12 protein-coding genes are annotated in these 16,381 nt (G+C 56.9%); 9 read left to right on the plus strand and 3 right to left on the minus strand.

The genetic code is table 11. The features are described from left to right. The first annotated feature begins 124 nt into the window (after positions 1-124). Positions 125-1,744 (plus strand): multicopper oxidase family protein, encoded by a 1,620-nt coding sequence (locus tag GSQ91_RS07990; RefSeq protein ID WP_254064420.1) that lies wholly within the window; start codon positions 125-127, stop codon positions 1,742-1,744. A gap of 43 nt (positions 1,745-1,787) precedes the next feature. Then, on the plus strand, positions 1,788-3,071 hold the full coding sequence (locus GSQ91_RS07995) for a DUF4010 domain-containing protein (protein WP_158820895.1): 1,284 nt from the start codon (positions 1,788-1,790) through the stop codon (positions 3,069-3,071). Positions 3,072-3,109: 38 nt separating this feature from the next. Here GSQ91_RS07995 and GSQ91_RS08000 read toward each other — a convergent pair whose 3' ends face one another. Beyond that, the gene (locus GSQ91_RS08000; protein WP_158820897.1) at positions 3,110-4,039 is read right to left on the minus strand and encodes an N-acetylglucosamine kinase; all 930 of its coding nucleotides are present in this window, start codon (positions 4,037-4,039) and stop codon (positions 3,110-3,112) included. 127 nt (positions 4,040-4,166) lie between these two features. Next, on the minus strand, positions 4,167-4,988 hold the full coding sequence (locus GSQ91_RS08005) for an IclR family transcriptional regulator (RefSeq protein ID WP_158820899.1): 822 nt from the start codon (positions 4,986-4,988) through the stop codon (positions 4,167-4,169). Positions 4,989-5,237: 249 nt separating this feature from the next. On the opposite strand from GSQ91_RS08005, the gene GSQ91_RS08010 reads away from it, so the two are divergent. The 3 genes from GSQ91_RS08010 (at position 5,238) to GSQ91_RS08020 (ending at position 11,805) form a co-directional block, all read left to right on the plus strand. Then, the gene (locus tag GSQ91_RS08010; protein WP_158820901.1) at positions 5,238-6,428 is read left to right on the plus strand and encodes a sialate O-acetylesterase; all 1,191 of its coding nucleotides are present in this window, start codon (positions 5,238-5,240) and stop codon (positions 6,426-6,428) included. A 320-nt stretch (positions 6,429-6,748) separates the two neighbouring features. Further along, on the plus strand, positions 6,749-10,441 hold the full coding sequence (locus tag GSQ91_RS08015) for a carboxypeptidase-like regulatory domain-containing protein (protein WP_158820903.1): 3,693 nt from the start codon (positions 6,749-6,751) through the stop codon (positions 10,439-10,441). 14 nt (positions 10,442-10,455) lie between these two features. Continuing rightward, positions 10,456-11,805 carry an alpha-L-fucosidase gene (locus tag GSQ91_RS08020; RefSeq protein ID WP_254064421.1) on the plus strand — a complete coding sequence of 450 codons (1,350 nt, stop codon included), beginning with the start codon at positions 10,456-10,458 and terminating at the stop codon, positions 11,803-11,805. Between the two features lie 98 nt (positions 11,806-11,903). Here the strand turns inward: GSQ91_RS08020 and GSQ91_RS08025 are convergent, their stop codons facing one another. Beyond that, on the minus strand, positions 11,904-12,824 hold the full coding sequence (locus GSQ91_RS08025) for a LysR family transcriptional regulator (RefSeq protein ID WP_158820905.1): 921 nt from the start codon (positions 12,822-12,824) through the stop codon (positions 11,904-11,906). Between the two features lie 91 nt (positions 12,825-12,915). Here GSQ91_RS08025 and GSQ91_RS08030 point away from each other — a divergent pair, with 91 nt between their 5' ends. The 4 genes from GSQ91_RS08030 to GSQ91_RS08045 all read left to right on the plus strand — a co-directional run bounded on the left by GSQ91_RS08030 (position 12,916) and on the right by GSQ91_RS08045 (position 16,376). After that, on the plus strand, positions 12,916-13,647 hold the full coding sequence (locus tag GSQ91_RS08030; RefSeq protein WP_158820907.1) for an SDR family oxidoreductase: 732 nt from the start codon (positions 12,916-12,918) through the stop codon (positions 13,645-13,647). A gap of 72 nt (positions 13,648-13,719) precedes the next feature. Continuing rightward, entirely contained in the window at positions 13,720-14,631 is a 912-nt protein-coding gene (locus GSQ91_RS08035) for an SDR family oxidoreductase (protein ID WP_158820909.1), read from the plus strand. 175 nt (positions 14,632-14,806) lie between these two features. Then, positions 14,807-15,082 (plus strand): DUF3861 domain-containing protein, encoded by a 276-nt coding sequence (locus tag GSQ91_RS08040; protein WP_158820911.1) that lies wholly within the window; start codon positions 14,807-14,809, stop codon positions 15,080-15,082. Positions 15,083-15,140: 58 nt separating this feature from the next. After that, positions 15,141-16,376: a glycoside hydrolase family 5 protein gene (locus GSQ91_RS08045; RefSeq protein ID WP_158820913.1), complete on the plus strand. Its 1,236-nt coding sequence runs from the start codon at positions 15,141-15,143 to the stop codon at positions 16,374-16,376. Positions 16,377-16,381 lie beyond the last annotated feature (5 nt).

The following is a 16,381-nucleotide window of genomic DNA, read 5'->3' on the forward strand; positions in this document are numbered from 1 at the left end:
GGCTCGCTGAACGGCATGTTCGACTTCAGCAAAAACAAGCCGCAGAACGAAAGACGAGTTCTGCTGGATCCGCAAACTGGATTGGCCGAAAAATAAGGAACAGCAAGTCAAGAAGGGCAGAACGTTGAACAGCTGGACTCGCAGGCAACTTATCAGGCAAGCCGGAATGGTGGTTGCGGGCGGTAGTCTGCTCAGCGGTAGAGCATGGGCTTTGCAGCATGCAGGCATGAAGATGGGCGGAGCCTCGCCTGTACACGGTCCGCATACGCTCGATGCAATGAAGCTGGAGCCGTTTGTCGATCCTCTACCGCTCCCGCAGCGGATGCACTCCGAAGGACGACGCTCTTCGGACTCTCTCAAAGCAGTCGATGCTCCGTACTATCGCGTGAACATTCGCGAGGTATCGTGCAAGATGCATCGCGACCTTCCGCCATCGCGCATGTGGAGCTACGGCGAAAGCGCTGCACCAGTGCTGTTTGAAGCGCGCAGTCATGAAGGTGTGTTGATCGACTGGTGGAACCAGTTACCCAAAAAACACTTCCTGCCTCTGGACACTCCCATGCACGGAATGGCTAACGCGCCGGAGACGCGCACCATCACGCATGTCCATGGCGCGCGCGTGCCGACCAACAGCGACGGGTATCCAGAGGACTGGTTTGGTCCAGGGGAGAGCAAGCTATCTTTCTATCCAAACCATCAGGATGCGACGGCGTTATGGCTGCATGACCACGCGATGGGCGTGAATCGCTTGAACATCTTTGCCGGGCTCATGGGCTGGTATCTTATCCGTGATGAGGCTGAGGAGAAGCTTGGACTACCCACGGGCAAGTACGAGCTCCCGTTGCTGATCTACGACCGCAGCTTCGATCCGCACGGGCAGCTCTACTATCCGAACCCACCTGACGAAGGCGCCTGGGCGCAGGAGTATCTGGGCGATGCGATGGTGGTGAACGGTAAGGTGAAACCGTATCACGAGGTTGAAGCACGGCGTTATCGCCTGCGCATTGCCAACACCGCAAACTCTCGCTTCTTCTCGCTCGCACTGTCGAACGGACAGAGCTTTCATGTGATCGGGTCCGATCAGGGATTGTTGTCTGCACCCGTTGAAATGAAGCGGCTGGTGCTGGCGCCGGCGGAGCGCACCGACATCCTCGTGGACTTCAGCCACGCTCGTGGCGAGAACGTCGTGTTGATGAGCGATCGCCTGGAACTGATGCAGTTCCGTGTGGCCAAAGATTCGGCTACGGACAGCAGCCTGTTGCCTGAGGTCGTACGGCCCGTCGAGCGCATCGATGAGAAGCAGTCGATCCGAACGCGTGAGATGACGTTGAACGAGTTTGACGGCGACAACGGCGAAGCCATGGTGATGCTGCTGAACCGCAAACACTGGGCCGATCCGGTGACGGAGATCGTGAAGCTGGATTCGACCGAGATCTGGAGTCTTATCAATCTGACGGAAGATACCCATCCGATCCATCTACACCTCGTGCGTTTCCAGATTCTCGACCGGCAGAGTTTTGCGAACTACGACTATCTGGCAGAGGAGAAGCTGCGTCTTACGGGCGAGGTCATACCACCGCAAGCCCATGAAGCAGGCTGGAAGGACGTGGTGCAGTGCCCGCCAGGCATGGTCACACGCATCATCGTTACCTTTCACGGCTACGCGGGAAGATACCTTTGGCACTGCCATATCCTGGAGCATGAGGCCAACGATATGATGCGTCCCTATGACGTGATCGTGTAGGCAGCCCTACAATCGGTTAACGTATCCGTGAAGGGGTGACGTTATGCATTCATGGATCGAACTGCTGCATGCCGGCTCCGCACAGTTTCCACCGGCATTGACCGCATTAAAACTCGGGGTTGCTTTGGCCATCGGTCTCCTGATCGGGTTTGAGCGGCAGTGGTCTCACAAGGACTTTGGCGTCCGCACCTTCAGCCTGGCCGCGCTGCTCGGCGGCCTGACGGCGATGATGCCTCTGCCGGTACTAATCACCGGCATGGTTGGGATTCTTATCCTTGCCGCACTGCTTAACCTTCGAGACATCCTTGCTTCTCAATCTGTCGAAGGCACCACTTCCGCGGCGCTCATCTTGACGTTCGTGTTGGGGGCGCTCTGTGGCGGAGGGCATATTTTTACCGCGACTTCCTGCGCCATCGTGACCACCTGGCTGTTGTCCTTGAAGCCACAGTTTCGCGCCTTCGCGGGTGGTGTAAAGCCGGAGGAGATCCGCAGTGCGCTGATGCTGGGGCTCTTCGGCTTTGTCATCTGGCCGCTTCTGCCGAATCGGTACATCGATCCCTGGGAGCTGCTGCAACCACGTGAAGCGTGGGTAACGATTCTGGTAGTAGCCTGCATTGGGTTTGTGAACTACATCCTGCTTCGTGTTTATGGAAAGCGAGGCGTGGCCCTGACTGCTGTCCTTGGCGGCATGGTGAACTCGACAGCGGCAACGGCAGAGTTCGCGGGAACGCTGCCTGCTTCAGGCTTGTTATCGCAGACGGTTGTCGCTGTTCTCCTAACCTCCGTGGCTATGTTCGCTCGCAATCTCCTGCTGCTCGCGATCTTTGCGCGCGAGGCTGTGCCCTATGCCATAGCGCCCATGATCACCATGACCGCAATTGCCGGATTCTTCGTGTGGCGCAGGCACCGTCCGCGCGACGAAGAGCGAGAGATGGACCTGAACCTGGCCTCGCCGTTGTCGTTTGCGAAGGTCTTTCGACTGGGTGGCTTGTTCATTCTTATTCAGGTGATCGGAACAGCAGCCACGCGTTGGTTGGGCAATGCCGGTTTGCTGGCTGTCAGTATGATCGGCGGAACCGTATCGAGCGCGAGTACAACGGCTGCCGCTGCGAATCTTGCCGCCCACGGCAAGGCGACTGCCTTGCAGGCCGGCATGGCCACCGTGGTCACCTCGATCGTCAGCACGGCGGTAAATCTGCCTATTCTGTACAGGCACACCGAGGCCAAACCCATCATCGGAGAGATAACGCTGGCGACAGCTATCCAGATAGCAGGAGGCATCACGGTGATGATCCTGCAAGCCCACTGGCATGGAATATTCCGCTAGTCAGCAGCCTGGCACAGCACGACAGTCTTGGCTCTAACCTATGCGGAGTTTCTTCCAGCCCGTGCTCGCCAAAGAGCGCCGGCGATGGGATCGACAACTCCCGGCAGTATCTTGATCTCGGGAAAGATATGCCGCAGGGAGGATTCCATCTCCAGGCGTACCGGCTCGACATTTTGCAGGATGCTTCCCGTGACTGCAACGTGCGGTACCTCTGCTTGCTGACCGTTGCCCTCCAATTTGAGCACCTTGCGGATGACGTGAGAGGCCACAGTCGCAAGATCGCGTCCAGCCTGCTGCAAGGTCTCCGCTGCAACGGCGTCTCCCCGGCTCGCACACTCAACGACTAACTTGGTCAGCTTCGAAAAATCAGGGGAGGGCTGGCGGTTGGCATACTCGACAAGCGAGGACACGGAATCTAGACTCCAGAACTCCAGAATCTTTGCCAGCAGAGATGTTTCACGGTCTTCGTCCAATGCGCTAAAGACATTGCGCAGGGCTTGATGTCCGATGGAGTGGCCTGAGCCCTGGTCCGCGAGAGCCGGACCCCAGCCTCCGGCGGTTACGATCTGGCCTCCGCTACTTCTACCGGCCGTGTTGGAACCCGTGCCTGCAAGAACCAGAACACCGCGCTTCCCAAAGAAAGCTGCGTCCAACGCAATCTCGACATCGCCCACCAGGATCAGCTCTCCGCCGACGTGTGCATGGAGAGCCGTCCGAATCCAATCCGTCACAAGCGGAACAGTCTCCCCGGCGGTACCGACGCAGATGCGCGTAATCTCGCGCAGGTTTACGCTGGCCTGTTTTGTCAGCTCGCCGAGTGCTGTTTGCAAATTATGCTCAGCGATATCGGCGCTCGTCCGCATCCGTTTGATGGTGCCTGTGCGAACGCGGCCGAGCTCGTTTGTCTCATCCGCAAGTACGAAATCAGTTTTGGTGCCGCCAGCATCGAGAGCAAGAAAATAAGCCATAGTCTCTATTCATTTATAACCTCTACGCGAGGCTCAGGTCGTCACTTCTGTACATCGTCACTGGGCAGAATAGCCTCAGCAGTAGGCTGCGGGGTTTGCGTCGTTGGCGACTCTTCCGCGCAAGCGATTACTTACTCTTAGCCGGTTTGGATCCGGGAGCCTCGCCCCCGAGTGCGGCTGTAATCTCTGCGGTAGCCTTGCCCAGGGCTTCGATTACCTGGCTGGTTGCCATTGCAGGGCCGTTGTACTGAATGTAGGGAATCGTGAGTGCCCCAACAGCCGAACCTCTTTCATCGAAGATCGGGTAGCTGATATCGATAACGCCTTTTACGACGTAGCTCGCGCGCTTGTCATATCCCGCCTTTTGAATGCGCGCGAGGTGCACGGCAAGATCGCGTGGCGGTTTCTTGCCTGTCTCGCGGCTCCACTCGGCAAGCGTACGCTCCCTTTGCACCTCATCCTGATGCGCCAGGATGACATAACCACTGGCCGCTTCCATAAGGTCTGCGGTCGAACCCAGCTTCACATAGAAGCCCCGGTTTGCGGGAGCATTGATCTGCGCCAGAATGGCGACGCGGCTGCCCTCCAGCACACCCATGTGGCACGATTGCAGCGTCTCATGCGCGAGCCGGTGCATCACTGGCAGGGCATCCACAATCAGTCGCTCGGTTGGTGGATGCTCCTGCACCAGCTTGAACAGCTTCAACGTTAACGAGTAGCGATCTTCGGCGAGCTGTGCGATGTATCCCCGGCGCTCCAGGCATAGCAGCATGCGAAAGATCTCTGAGACCGTCCGGTTCAGCTCGCGGGCCATCTGGCTCTTGGTGAGGCCGGCTGGCTGGTGCGCCAGCAGTTCCAGAACATCCAGCCCCTTTTCAAGAGCAGGTGTTGCATAGTTGAGAGTCTTCTCGTTCGTTGCAGAAGCTTTTGCAGTTCGTTTCCCGGCCATTCTGGTCCACCTGCTCAATCGATCTCGAAACAGAGTAGCAGGATAGCGCCGTAAGTTGATCAGGAAGCCCAAATTCGAAAGAAAGCGAAAGGCGTTAGCTATTTTGACTAACTAAAACTATATTTTTGGTGATAAAAGTTGTTCCGACGAAAGCTCGGTAAGAACGAACAGAGTTGCAGGATTTTTGTGCGTACACACTGCAAGCGCCATCCATACAGCCTCACGAGCGCAGCAAATAGGAGTAGCCCCATGGCCCGATCTTCGCGTTGCGTCTTCGGAATAACATCGTTGGTATTGGTTCTTCTCGGTGTGCGCGCTTCAGCGCAACAAGCCTCTTTACCGGCAACGCTGGCCACAACCACTCAGAGCCTTCAACTCTCGTCGCCGCTCGACTACCAGGTCTTTCAGCGTCGCACGAAACTTAGCGGCAGCATCGTCATTCGCGGCCACGCTGAGCTCCCGGTAACGGCTGTCGAAGCGCGGTTAGCCGGAAACTCTCTCGCCGGGCCCCTCGCGCCAACCTGGCACAGAATTTCTTTCAATGCCCAAACTGGCGATTTTTATGACAGTCTCGCAACCACTGCAGGAGGCTTCTATTCGCTTGAAGTGCGTGTATTGCATCGCGGCCATGCCCCCGAAGAAGTTGTTGTGCCCCATGTCGGTGTGGGTGAGGTCTTCGTCGTCTCTGGTCAATCGAACTCGACCAACTATGGAGAAACACCGCAAGTCACCGAGACGCAGAAGGTGACGACATTCGACGGCAAGGTGTGGCGGCTCGCGAATGACCCGCAACCCGGCGTGCAGGACAACAGCAGCAAAGGCAGCTTCATTCCGCCCTTTGGCGACGCACTCTTTCGCAAATATGGAGTGCCCATCGGCATAGCCTCAGTCGGCCATGGATCCACCAGCGTCCGCCAATGGCTGCCAGCGGGTACTCCCGTGGAGGTCATGCCGACGATGACCAGGTTCGTGAATGCCGCACCGGATGGCACGCTTGTCTGTGATGGCACACTCTTCCATGGCATGATGGCCCGCATCCAGGAGCTTGGTCCGCAGGGCTTTCGGGCAGTGTTATGGCATCAGGGTGAGTCGGATTCGCATCAACCTCCAGAGCACGAGATATCCGCCGAAACCTATCGTCGCATGCTGGAGCAAATCATTCTCTCCACGCGCAGCCAGGCTGGGTGGGAGATCCCATGGTTCGTCGCACAGGTCAGCTATCACACGCCTGCGGACACTTCTTGCCCGCCCCTCCGAGAGGCGCAGCGAAGTCTATGGCAGAGTGGGATCGCTCTTGAAGGACCTGACACCGACACCCTGACCTCTGCATACCGGCAGGACAATGGCAAGGGCATACACCTGAACGATGCAGGCCTCAAAGCCCACGGTCTGCTGTGGGCGCACTGGGTGGAACTCTACCTCGATCCTCTGCTGCGCTAAGCAGTCCCTTTAGGCGTGCACCAAACGAGAAATTATTTCAAACAATGCTGGATGGCACCGCTGCGCGGTGCTGTGTAGCAGAAAAAATGAGAAATGTTGCGAATAGTGCAACATCATTCTCATGCGCTTCATCCTGCCTATTCAAGCGGTACTACATAGAAAACAAAGGCTATTCGTATGGTGTGTTCTTGTCAATAAATTTTCTCTTGTAAAAACAATTACCCATCAGTGAAAAATCTGTTGACATTCGTTTCGCCGCCTTTGTAGGATGCGCTCCGTTGAAACTTCAAGACATTTTGCGTTGCCTACGGAGTACATGCATGCCGATCCTTTGTTGTAAGAATCCAATCAAGCGGGCCATGATGGCTGGCATTCTCGCGGTGTGCTTCGCCGTTTTTGCGACGATGGCGCACGCGCAGAGTTCGTCTGCCGCCGTCACGGGCGCCGTAACGGATTCATCCGGAGCCCGGCTTCCCGGCGCAAAGGTCGTGCTCACCAATGTCGAAACCAACGTCGCGCGCGACACCGTATCGAACGATGCGGGCGACTACAACTTTGTCAGTGTTCCGCCGGCAAAATACACGCTGGCAATCACCGCACCGACGTTTCAGACGCAGAAGTTCGCGGCATTCGACGTCGCTGTGGATCAGAAGGTGAATATCAACGCGGTGCTGAAGATCGGCGATGTGTCCACGAGCGTCACGGTGGAGGCCCAGGGCACGGAGGTCGAATCGACCACGTCACAACTCGGCACAGTCATGGGAACCAAGGAGGTCAACGACCTCCCGCTGAACGGGCGTAACTTTACACAACTGTTGACGTTGACGCCGGGAGCTGCGCCGGTCAATGTAGCCCAGAACAGCAGTTCGAGCAATACCGCGAATAACTCGGGTGATCAATACATTCTTCCAGCCCTGAACGGACAGCCGAATCGTGCCACGCTTTGGCTTGTAGACGGGTTGAACGACAACAACAGCTGGTACAACACCTACGCCATCCCGCCGATCATCGATACGATCCAGGAGTTCAAGATCAACGCCCACAACGATGCGCAATATGGGCAGGTCACCGGCGGCGTTGTAAATATTGCCACGAAGGCTGGAACCAATTCGCCGCACGGCTCCGTTTGGGAGTTTGTCCGGAACAACGATTTCGATGCCCAGACGTTTTTCCCGTCCGTCGGCAACACCTATCACCAGAACCAGTTCGGAGCCCAGGCTGGCGGCCCGATCGTCATTCCTCATCTGTACAACGGGCACAACAAGACATTCTTCGAGGTTGGCTTTGAAGGCTTCCGCTACAGCAAAGCCTCCCAGACGTACTTTCTGCAACCGACCGCCGCGCAGTTAGGCGAGTCGACTTGGGGTGGGCCGCAAAACCTGGCCTACGGCGACTTCAGCTCCGCCTCAACCGGGGTCGCTGGAAACTGCGTGGCTGGAGCCGTAAGCACCGGCAAGTGTCAGTTGTTCGACCCCACAGGAAACGGCAACGCACACTCGAACCGGCCGGCGTATGTCGGCAATCAGATTCCCGTATCCGAGATGGATCCGCACGCGATCGCCTACATCAATGCGATCTTCAGCGCGCCGATCACCATTCCCGGCATCGCCCCGACCACGGACAACGGCGAAGTAACAACTCCATCGCGCCAATCCACCTACAACTACACGGCGCGTATCGACCAGCACCTCGGCACCAGGGACTTTTTCTTCTTCCGCTATTCGGGCTGGAAGGAGGAGAGCGTCGGGCCTTCGACCGTTCCGCACCTTTTCTCGGACGGCGTGTTGCCCGCGCAGCAATATGGCGCAACCTGGCTGCGCGTCTTCAACCCCACACTCACCATGCAGGTGGAGTATGGCAGAACGCATGTCGCCTATAACAGCAGCACGGTCTACGATATTCCCAACATCGCCCTCGGCATCTACGGCATGTCGCCGGCCTTCGCGCAGAGCTTTATCGGTGGCATCACCTTGTTGACGGGCCTCTCGATTACCGGTGGCCCCGCTCCCGGCGAGAGTAACTCTCCGGTCCCGAACGAAACCAACACGCACGAGTATCTGGGTTCCATTACCAAGACCATCGGCCGGCATACCCTCCAGGCCGGCGGAGGCTGGGACCAGATCAACTATGGGCAATTGATTCGCCAGGGAACAACGACCTTCAGTGGCGCTTCGACGGCTGACTTTACGCTCAACGCCAGCACGGTTAACCCCGGCGCGCCTGCTGGAACCACCCCCGCGCAAGCCAGCGCGCAAACTGGATTTGGATGGGCCGACTTTCTCCTGGATGAACCCAACAGCGCCAACAAGCGCAACGTCAACATCACCATGCGAGTGGGGGGAATTGGCAGTATCTATCTTCAGGATAGCTGGAGGGTTCTGCCCAAGCTGACCTTGAACTACGGCATCCGCTATGACCGTTCCGTATGGCCGCAGTATGGAACCGATGGTTCTATTGGCACTCAGGGCAGCATCGAGACAGGAGACTTCGACTTCAACACCGGGCAGTACATTCTCCAGGTGGCGCCACCGCTATGCACTGTGCGTCTGCACGCACCATGCCTGCCGTCGGGAACACTACCTGCGAATGTTGTGGTTGCCCTGAACCAGAAGATTATCAAGGGCACCAAGACGAACATCGGTCCGCGTTTTGGTCTGGCTTATGCCGTCAACAGCACGCTTGCTATTCGTGCGGGGTTCGGCATTACCTATGACAATTGGTCGGCCATCACGCAAATGGCGCAGAACTTCCAGGGATCGTGGCCTGACATAGGAACCCTGCAACAGAACAGTCTCAATACACCTGGATCGGCGGCCTATACCTCCGCGCAAAACCCCTTTGGCACAAGCTCTGGAATCTATCCTGCGGCAACGCCCTTTTCGGCGACCAATGTAAATTACTTCGTCGATCCAGAGATCAAAAACCCGTATTCGGAGCAGTGGAACGTGGGCATCGAGCAGCAGATCGATCAGCACACGGTCGCATCGATAAACTACGTCGGTTCCGAATCACATCGCCTGGACATCGGTGGCTACTACAACACCGGAACGCTTTCCGCCACTTCCTTCGCCACCCGCCAGGCTAAGTATGCCGCCAATCCTTCGGCGTATAGCAACGGCGCGGGCAACAATCCCACGGGTCAACCCTATCCCTACACGGTGCCCAACAAATGGGACCACAATGCAGGCAGCGGGGATTATCACGCTTTGCAAATGGCGCTGACTCGCAGAACCTCGAACGGCCTTACCTTCAATGCGAGCTATACCTGGAGCAAGGCCATTGATGAAGGCATGTCGGAGCTCTTCTACGCTGGCACGGGCGCGTCGCTCGAAGATCCCTACAATCCGCGCGGCAGCCGCGGCGTAGCTGGTTTCAACGTTCCGCAGCAGTTGACCATCGGCCTGTCGTATGACCTTCCTTTTGGCAAGAACAAGAGCTTTTCTACAGGGAACGCTGTAGCGGACTACATCCTGGGCAACTGGGAGGTAAGCACGATCTACATCATGCGTTCCGGGCAGAACTTCAGTGTCAGCTCGGGAGGAGATATTGGGAATACGGGCAATGCCAATACCTATGAGCGGGCAAATCTGGTGGGCAATCCCTATGTGGCTGGCCCTGTTGCCGCGAATCCAGGTTGTACGCCGAAGGCAGGCGCAGTTCGTACTGCCGCACAGTGGTTCAACACCTGCGCCTTTGAAACGCCCGGTATCGGCACGCTGGGCGACTCCGGACGCAACTCAATGATGGCGCAGACCTATAACCAGATGGACGCATCGCTCTCCAGGGTCTTCCCGATCTGGAGGACCCTGAAGTTCAATCTGCGGGCCGACACCTTCAATGCACTGAATCACCCCGTACTCAGCTATCCTGGCGCCGCCACCACAACCCCTTCGTCGTACGGAGTGATTACAACACAGCAAACAATCAGCGGCTCATGCAGTTCTCCGGGAAGTTCCAGTTCTAACGCTGCGACGACACCAGGCAAATTCAACAGGCACGTCTTAACAACATAGGAAGATAAATCGCAATGAGCTCAATCAAGCTAAGCCGGCGCAACATGCTGCTGGGAACCGGAGCGGCAGTAGCCTCACTAAGTGCGGGTTCTCTTGCACTCGCACAGAAACCAGCGCCGGGCGAGCGCGATCCGACGTCCGTTCCCCCAACCCCCGATCAGATTCGTCGCATGAAGTGGTGGCATGAAGCCAGGTTCGGTATGTTCATTCACTTCGGCCTGTACAGCCAGCATGCGCGCCACGAGTGGGCGATGGAGACCGAAGCAATTCCCATCGGCGACTACACCCCTCTCGCCAAAGTATTCAACCCCGCACCAGGATCGGCGCGTGGCTGGGCGAAGCTCGCCAAGGCGGCCGGCATGAAGTACATGGTGCTGACGACCAAGCATCATGAGGGCTTTTGCAACTTCGACACCAAACTCACCGACTACTGCGCCACGAAGCAGGGCCCAGGTCGCGATCTGGTTCGCGAATACGTCGAAGCTGCCCGTGCTGAAGGCCTGCATGTCGGCTTCTACTACTCGCTGATGGATTGGCATCATCCCGACGGCGCACGCTGCGCCACTGACGAGGCTGCTCGCAAGCGCTTCGTCGAATACACTCACGGACTCATCCGCGAGTTGCTTACCAACTACGGCAAGATCGACGTGCTCTGGTACGACGTCTCCTGGCCGCTCGACGCCGCTGGTTGGGAGTCCGAGCGCATGAACAAGATGGTCTTCGAGCTTCAGCCCGACATCATCGTCAACAACCGCAATCAGCTCATAGGCGATTTCTCCACGCCGGAGCAGAAGATCGTCGCCGAAACCAACGGCCGTGCATGGGAGAGCTGTATGACCCTCAACGACAGTTGGGGTTTTCAGCGTGCGGACGATAACTGGAAGTCGTCCAGGACCATCATTCGCAATCTGATTACCTGTGTGCGCGACGGCGGCAACTATCTGCTGAACATCGGACCTCGACCTGACGGCGCAGTTCCTGCAGAGTCCGTTCGCGTACTCACAGAAGTAGGGCAGTGGATGGCAGTCAACGGCGAGACGATCTACAAGTCCGAGATATGCCTGCCGCGGCGCTCGAACTATGCAAGCTTCACGCGTACCGGCAACACACTCTACATGCACGTACACTTCTGGCCCGGCCAGGACGTCGCCATCTCCGGCCTCACGGTCAAAGTGAAATCGGCACGCCTCCTGAAGACCAACCAGGAAGTGAAGTTCACACAGGACCCGTACCGCGTGCATCTTACCGGCCTCCCCATGGATGCACCTGATTCGCCCGTCACGACCATAGCGATCGTGTGTGATGGAGAGCCACAGCAGGACACCAACGCCGTCCGCAAAAACAAACCACGCGGAGGCGTTTAAGAACGTATCCAGGAAGGCTGTCGCTGCTTCTGGGAGGACTCTAAGGCGATCCGCTCCTCGCATGATCTGTGTGCGAGGAGCGGATCGCCATGAACCGCCTACGTCTTTACCGCCAGAGAACGGCCAAGGGTCAGGATTGTTTTTCTCAGCCAGATATGAGCAGAATCTGTGTTGACCCGAGGATGCCAAATCATCACGTACTTGAACGGGTACAGCGGTTCAGGGGCGGCAAGAAGTTTGATGCGGGGATCCTGGGCGTAAGCCAGGGCAAATCGGCGTGGAACGGTTGCGATCAGTTCGGTATTTGGAACGGATTGAATCGCCGCTGCGAAGTACGGCACCTGCACCACTACATTGCGCTTGTAGCCGAGTGCCGCGAGTCTATCCTCCGGAACTGTCTGTAAGCCGCCCAATATGCTTACTCCAATATGATCTCCTTGCAAATATTGTTTCAAGGTAAGTCTTTTCCCGCCACCCCGCTCAGCGGCAACCACGCAAACGAAAGCCTCTTCATAGAGTTCAAACCGTTGTAAGGGTGAGGGGATTTTGATTTCCGCGGCATCCAGAACGAGATCGAGGCTTCCGTGTGTCAAAGCTTCGAATCGATCTGAAGGGGCGCTCGTAAGCTCGAACCTCACTTTCTCCGCGATAGGGAGAATCTCCCGGCACAAGAGCGGAGAAAATACGCTCGCTGCGTTATCGGTCACGGCTATTCGAAAACGGGCAACTTCCTTCGAGGGATCGAATTCACCGCCGCTGATCAAACGATCCAGCCGGGGCAGCATGACTTCCAACTCCTGCATGAGCCGTTGGCCTTGTGGTGTCAGTTCATAAGAGAGCGCTGTTCTGACAAAAAGGTCGTCATGAAACAGATCGCGCAACCGTTGCAGAGAACGGCTCACTGCGGGTTGCGTCAAGAGCAATCTCGACGCTGTCCTCGATACGTTGCGCTCTTCCGCCATTACGGCGAATACCACCAGAAGGTTGAGATCGGCCTGACGTAGTTGAGTGAGACGCATAACGGATATTAGCACTATGCATTGGACTCATAGCGGCTGGCGGCGTCATATGGTCACAGGCGTTGCGGAAAGCGGCGCAAAGGAGAAGGTCATGGCAAAGATAGCAATCGTAACCGGGGCATCACGCGGAATTGGTCGAGTGATCGCCAAGCGCCTTGCAAAAGATGGCTTTTCGGTCGTCGTCAACTATGCAGGCAACGCAACCAAGGCACAGGAAGTCGTCAACGAGATCGTCGCAGGCGGTGGTACAGCGACCGCGCTGCAGGCTGACATCTCGAAGCCGGAAGATGTTCAGAACTTGTTTGCATCGACCATGCAGCAATACGGCCAGATCGATGTCGTTGTTAACAATGCCGGCATCATGGGGTTGTCCCCGATTGTGAAGGGCGATCTGGAATTGTTCGACAAGACGATCCAGACAAATCTGCGCGGTACGTATCTGATCTTCGCTCAGGCGGCGCAGCACATCGCTGATGGTGGCCGGATCATCGCGTTTTCAAGCAGCGTTTTGCTGAAGGCCTTTCCCACCTATGGTGCCTATATCGCCGCGAAGGCTGGCGTCGAAGGCTTGGTTCATGTTCTTGCGAATGAGCTGGCCGGACGCAACATCACGGTCAACGGCGTGGCTCCCGGGCCTACAGGAACAGAGCTCTTCTTGAATGGCAAAACAGAAGAGGACATCGCACGCCTGCGCAATCTCTCTCCCTTGCACCGCCTCGGCGAGCCGGAAGACATAGCGAACGTGGTGTCGTTTCTTGCAGGACCCGACGGCGGATGGATGAACTCGCAGATTCTGCGCGTAAATGGTGGCTTCGCATACTGACACGTGTTGGCCGCAAAGCGCACGACGTATCGCGCACAACATTGCAATCACAAAACATTCAAGAGGGGAATTATGAAAAGCGTAATCGTAATTACAGGAGCATCGAGCGGGTTTGGCGCACTGACTGCCCGCGAATTAGCCAAGGCAGGTCATACCGTATACGCCGGCATGCGTGAGACGGCAGGCCGGAACGCACCACAGGTCGAGGATGCCCGTAAGTTCGCGACCGACAACAAGGCCGATCTGCGAACTGTCGAAATGGATGTGCAGTCGCAGGATTCTGTGGACAAGGCCATCCAGGCAATCGTCACGGAGCATGGCCGGCTGGATGTCGTAATCCACAATGCGGGTCACATGGTCTTCGGACCGGCTGAATCATTCACGCCCGAGCAGCTCGCTGAACTCTATGACGTCAACGTGTTGAGTACGCAACGCGTCAATCGTGCTGCTTTGCCGATACTTCGCAAACAAGGCACCGGCCTCGTACTTTGGATAGGAAGCACGAGCACGCGCGGCGGTACGCCTCCCTACCTCGCACCCTACTTCGCCGCCAAGGCCGGCATGGACGCCCTTGCCGTCAGCTATGCAGGAGAACTCTCTCGCTGGAATATCGAGACAACTATCATCGTTCCCGGCGCCTACACCTCTGGCACAAATCATTTCGCTCATGCAGGTCACCCGAAAGACAAGGACCGGCTGGCCGAGTATGACAACGGGCCCACATCCGGACTCGACAAGGAGATCATGGCAGGCCTGCAGAGTGTCTCCCCTGAAGGTGCCGATGTTATCGAGGTGGCAAGGGCTGTGGTGAAGGTCGTAGACATGCCCTTCGGCACACGTCCCTTCCGCGTGCATATCGACCCAGCAGACGACGGCGCGCACGTTGTGAATGCTGTCGCCGACCGCATCCGTGTGGAGTTTCTTCACAACATTGGCCTTCAGGATCTTCTTAAACCCACAACCGCGCACAGCCCGAGGTCTTAAGCGGCGAAGGGGTTCAGCTTTGGAGACCAATGTCCAGAAGCAGGGCAGATGGGGTTGGCCGCATTGATTTCAGAGTTATTGATTGAGAGTTTTTTACTCCTCGAAAACTGACCTTGCGGTTGGCCCATTCCCCAAACATTGCAGATGCAACACATACCCACCGCCAGGAGAAAAGATGTCATATCGCTACCGCATCACCATTGAGTCTCTCGGCTCAAGCCCAAACTATCAGGAGTATGAGAGTCTGCAATTCTGTGCCGACAATCACGACAACCTATGTGAGGTGGTGAAAGCGATTCACTCGAAACGGTTGTTCGATGCGGATAAGTCGGCATCACTGGCAATTGGTCTGAAGCTCTTCAGCGAAGTCATCCTCGAAAAAAGAAACGACCCACTGTTTGCTCCTCTTGTACTTCCGATCCGTAGCTTCATTCAACAAATTAAGATGTAGACAACCGCTTGACTATGAAGCATCATGGATTCGCCAGCTTCATTGGAGGTCCGTTGTCATGTTGAACCGCCGTTTATGTGTCTTGCTGCTTAGCGCGATCGCTCTGTCCCCTGTCACGAGTCGCGCGCAATACGCGCACACCCAGGGAGAACAAGTGATCGGCCGCGATGGCAAGCCACTGCTTTTGCGCGGAATCAATCTCGGAAACTGGATGGTCCCCGAGGGCTACATGTGGCAATTCGGCGGTCACGTCCAGTCCGCGCGCGAGATCGAAGCGTTCGTTACAGAGTTGATCGGTCCCGAGCGCAACCGGGCCTTCTGGCAACAGTGGCGCGATACCTACATCACGCAGCAGGACATTCACCTGATCCATCAGGCAGGCTTCAACTCCATCCGTATCCCCATCCACTACCGGTTCTTCCAGAGTGAGGATGCGGAGGGCTTTCGCCTGCTCGACCGGCTTGTGCAATGGAGCCGCGCGGAAGGCCTCTACCTCGTTCTGGACATGCACGCTGCTCCCGGCGGCCAGACCGGCACCAATATCGACGACAGTGACGGCTATCCCTGGCTCTTTACCGACAAGACTTCGCAGCAGCAGCTTCTGGATACCTGGCAGCGCATCGCACATCACTACCGCAACGAGCCCACCATCCTTGGCTACGATCTTCTGAACGAGCCTATCCCAACCTATCCCAGTCTGCACTCGTTGAATCCTTTGCTGGAGCCTTTGTACAAGCGCACGGCGGCTGTCATCCGCAAGGAAGACAAGCACCACATCCTCATTCTCGGCGGCGCACAGTGGGACAACAACTTCGACGTCTTCGGCCCACCCTTCGACTCGAACGTCATCTACGAGTGGCACAAGTACAAGGTTGTCACTCCTGATCAGAACGTCGTCCAGCGTTATGTGGACTTCCGCGCTAAGAACCACGTTCCCATCTGGCTGGGAGAGTCGGGAGAGAACAAAGACGATTGGATCGCTACCTTTAGAACTGTTCTGGAAAAGAACAATATCGGCTGGGCCTTCTGGCCTTATAAGAAACTGGCCGCCACCTCGGCGGTAGAGACCATTACACCTCCGGCCGATTGGCCGAGCATCGTCGCATACTCGAAGCTGCCGAATGGCGTCGGGCTCACATCGGATCGTCTGAAGGAGCGGCCGCAGCAGGAGGTCATCGACCGTGCCTTCGCCGAGCTGCTCGAGAACATCAAGTTCTCTCACTGCACAACGAACCTCGGCTATGTCCGTGCGCTGCTAGCTGAGACGACACTTACCGCCGCCGCGAATCAGTAAAAAAG

The organism is Granulicella sp. S156, assembly GCF_009766105.1.
Lineage (GTDB): Bacteria > Acidobacteriota > Terriglobia > Terriglobales > Acidobacteriaceae > Granulicella.

Bases quoted from the DNA above. Each gene is read 5' to 3' on its own strand.
- GSQ91_RS08000 (WP_158820897.1), bottom strand. From the start codon at position 4,039: ATGGCTTATTTTCTTGCTCTCGATGCTGGCGGCACCAAAACTGATTTC.
- GSQ91_RS08040 (WP_158820911.1), top strand. From the start codon at position 14,807: ATGTCATATCGCTACCGCATCACCATTGAGTCTCTCGGCTCAAGCCCA.
- GSQ91_RS08015 (WP_158820903.1), top strand. From the start codon at position 6,749: ATGCCGATCCTTTGTTGTAAGAATCCAATCAAGCGGGCCATGATGGCT.
- GSQ91_RS07995 (WP_158820895.1), top strand. From the start codon at position 1,788: ATGCATTCATGGATCGAACTGCTGCATGCCGGCTCCGCACAGTTTCCA.
- GSQ91_RS08035 (WP_158820909.1), top strand. From the start codon at position 13,720: ATGAAAAGCGTAATCGTAATTACAGGAGCATCGAGCGGGTTTGGCGCA.
- GSQ91_RS08030 (WP_158820907.1), top strand. From the start codon at position 12,916: ATGGCAAAGATAGCAATCGTAACCGGGGCATCACGCGGAATTGGTCGA.
- GSQ91_RS08005 (WP_158820899.1), bottom strand. From the start codon at position 4,988: ATGGCCGGGAAACGAACTGCAAAAGCTTCTGCAACGAACGAGAAGACT.
- GSQ91_RS08045 (WP_158820913.1), top strand. From the start codon at position 15,141: ATGTTGAACCGCCGTTTATGTGTCTTGCTGCTTAGCGCGATCGCTCTG.
- GSQ91_RS08020 (WP_254064421.1), top strand. From the start codon at position 10,456: ATGAGCTCAATCAAGCTAAGCCGGCGCAACATGCTGCTGGGAACCGGA.
- GSQ91_RS08010 (WP_158820901.1), top strand. From the start codon at position 5,238: ATGGCCCGATCTTCGCGTTGCGTCTTCGGAATAACATCGTTGGTATTG.
- GSQ91_RS08025 (WP_158820905.1), bottom strand. From the start codon at position 12,824: ATGCGTCTCACTCAACTACGTCAGGCCGATCTCAACCTTCTGGTGGTA.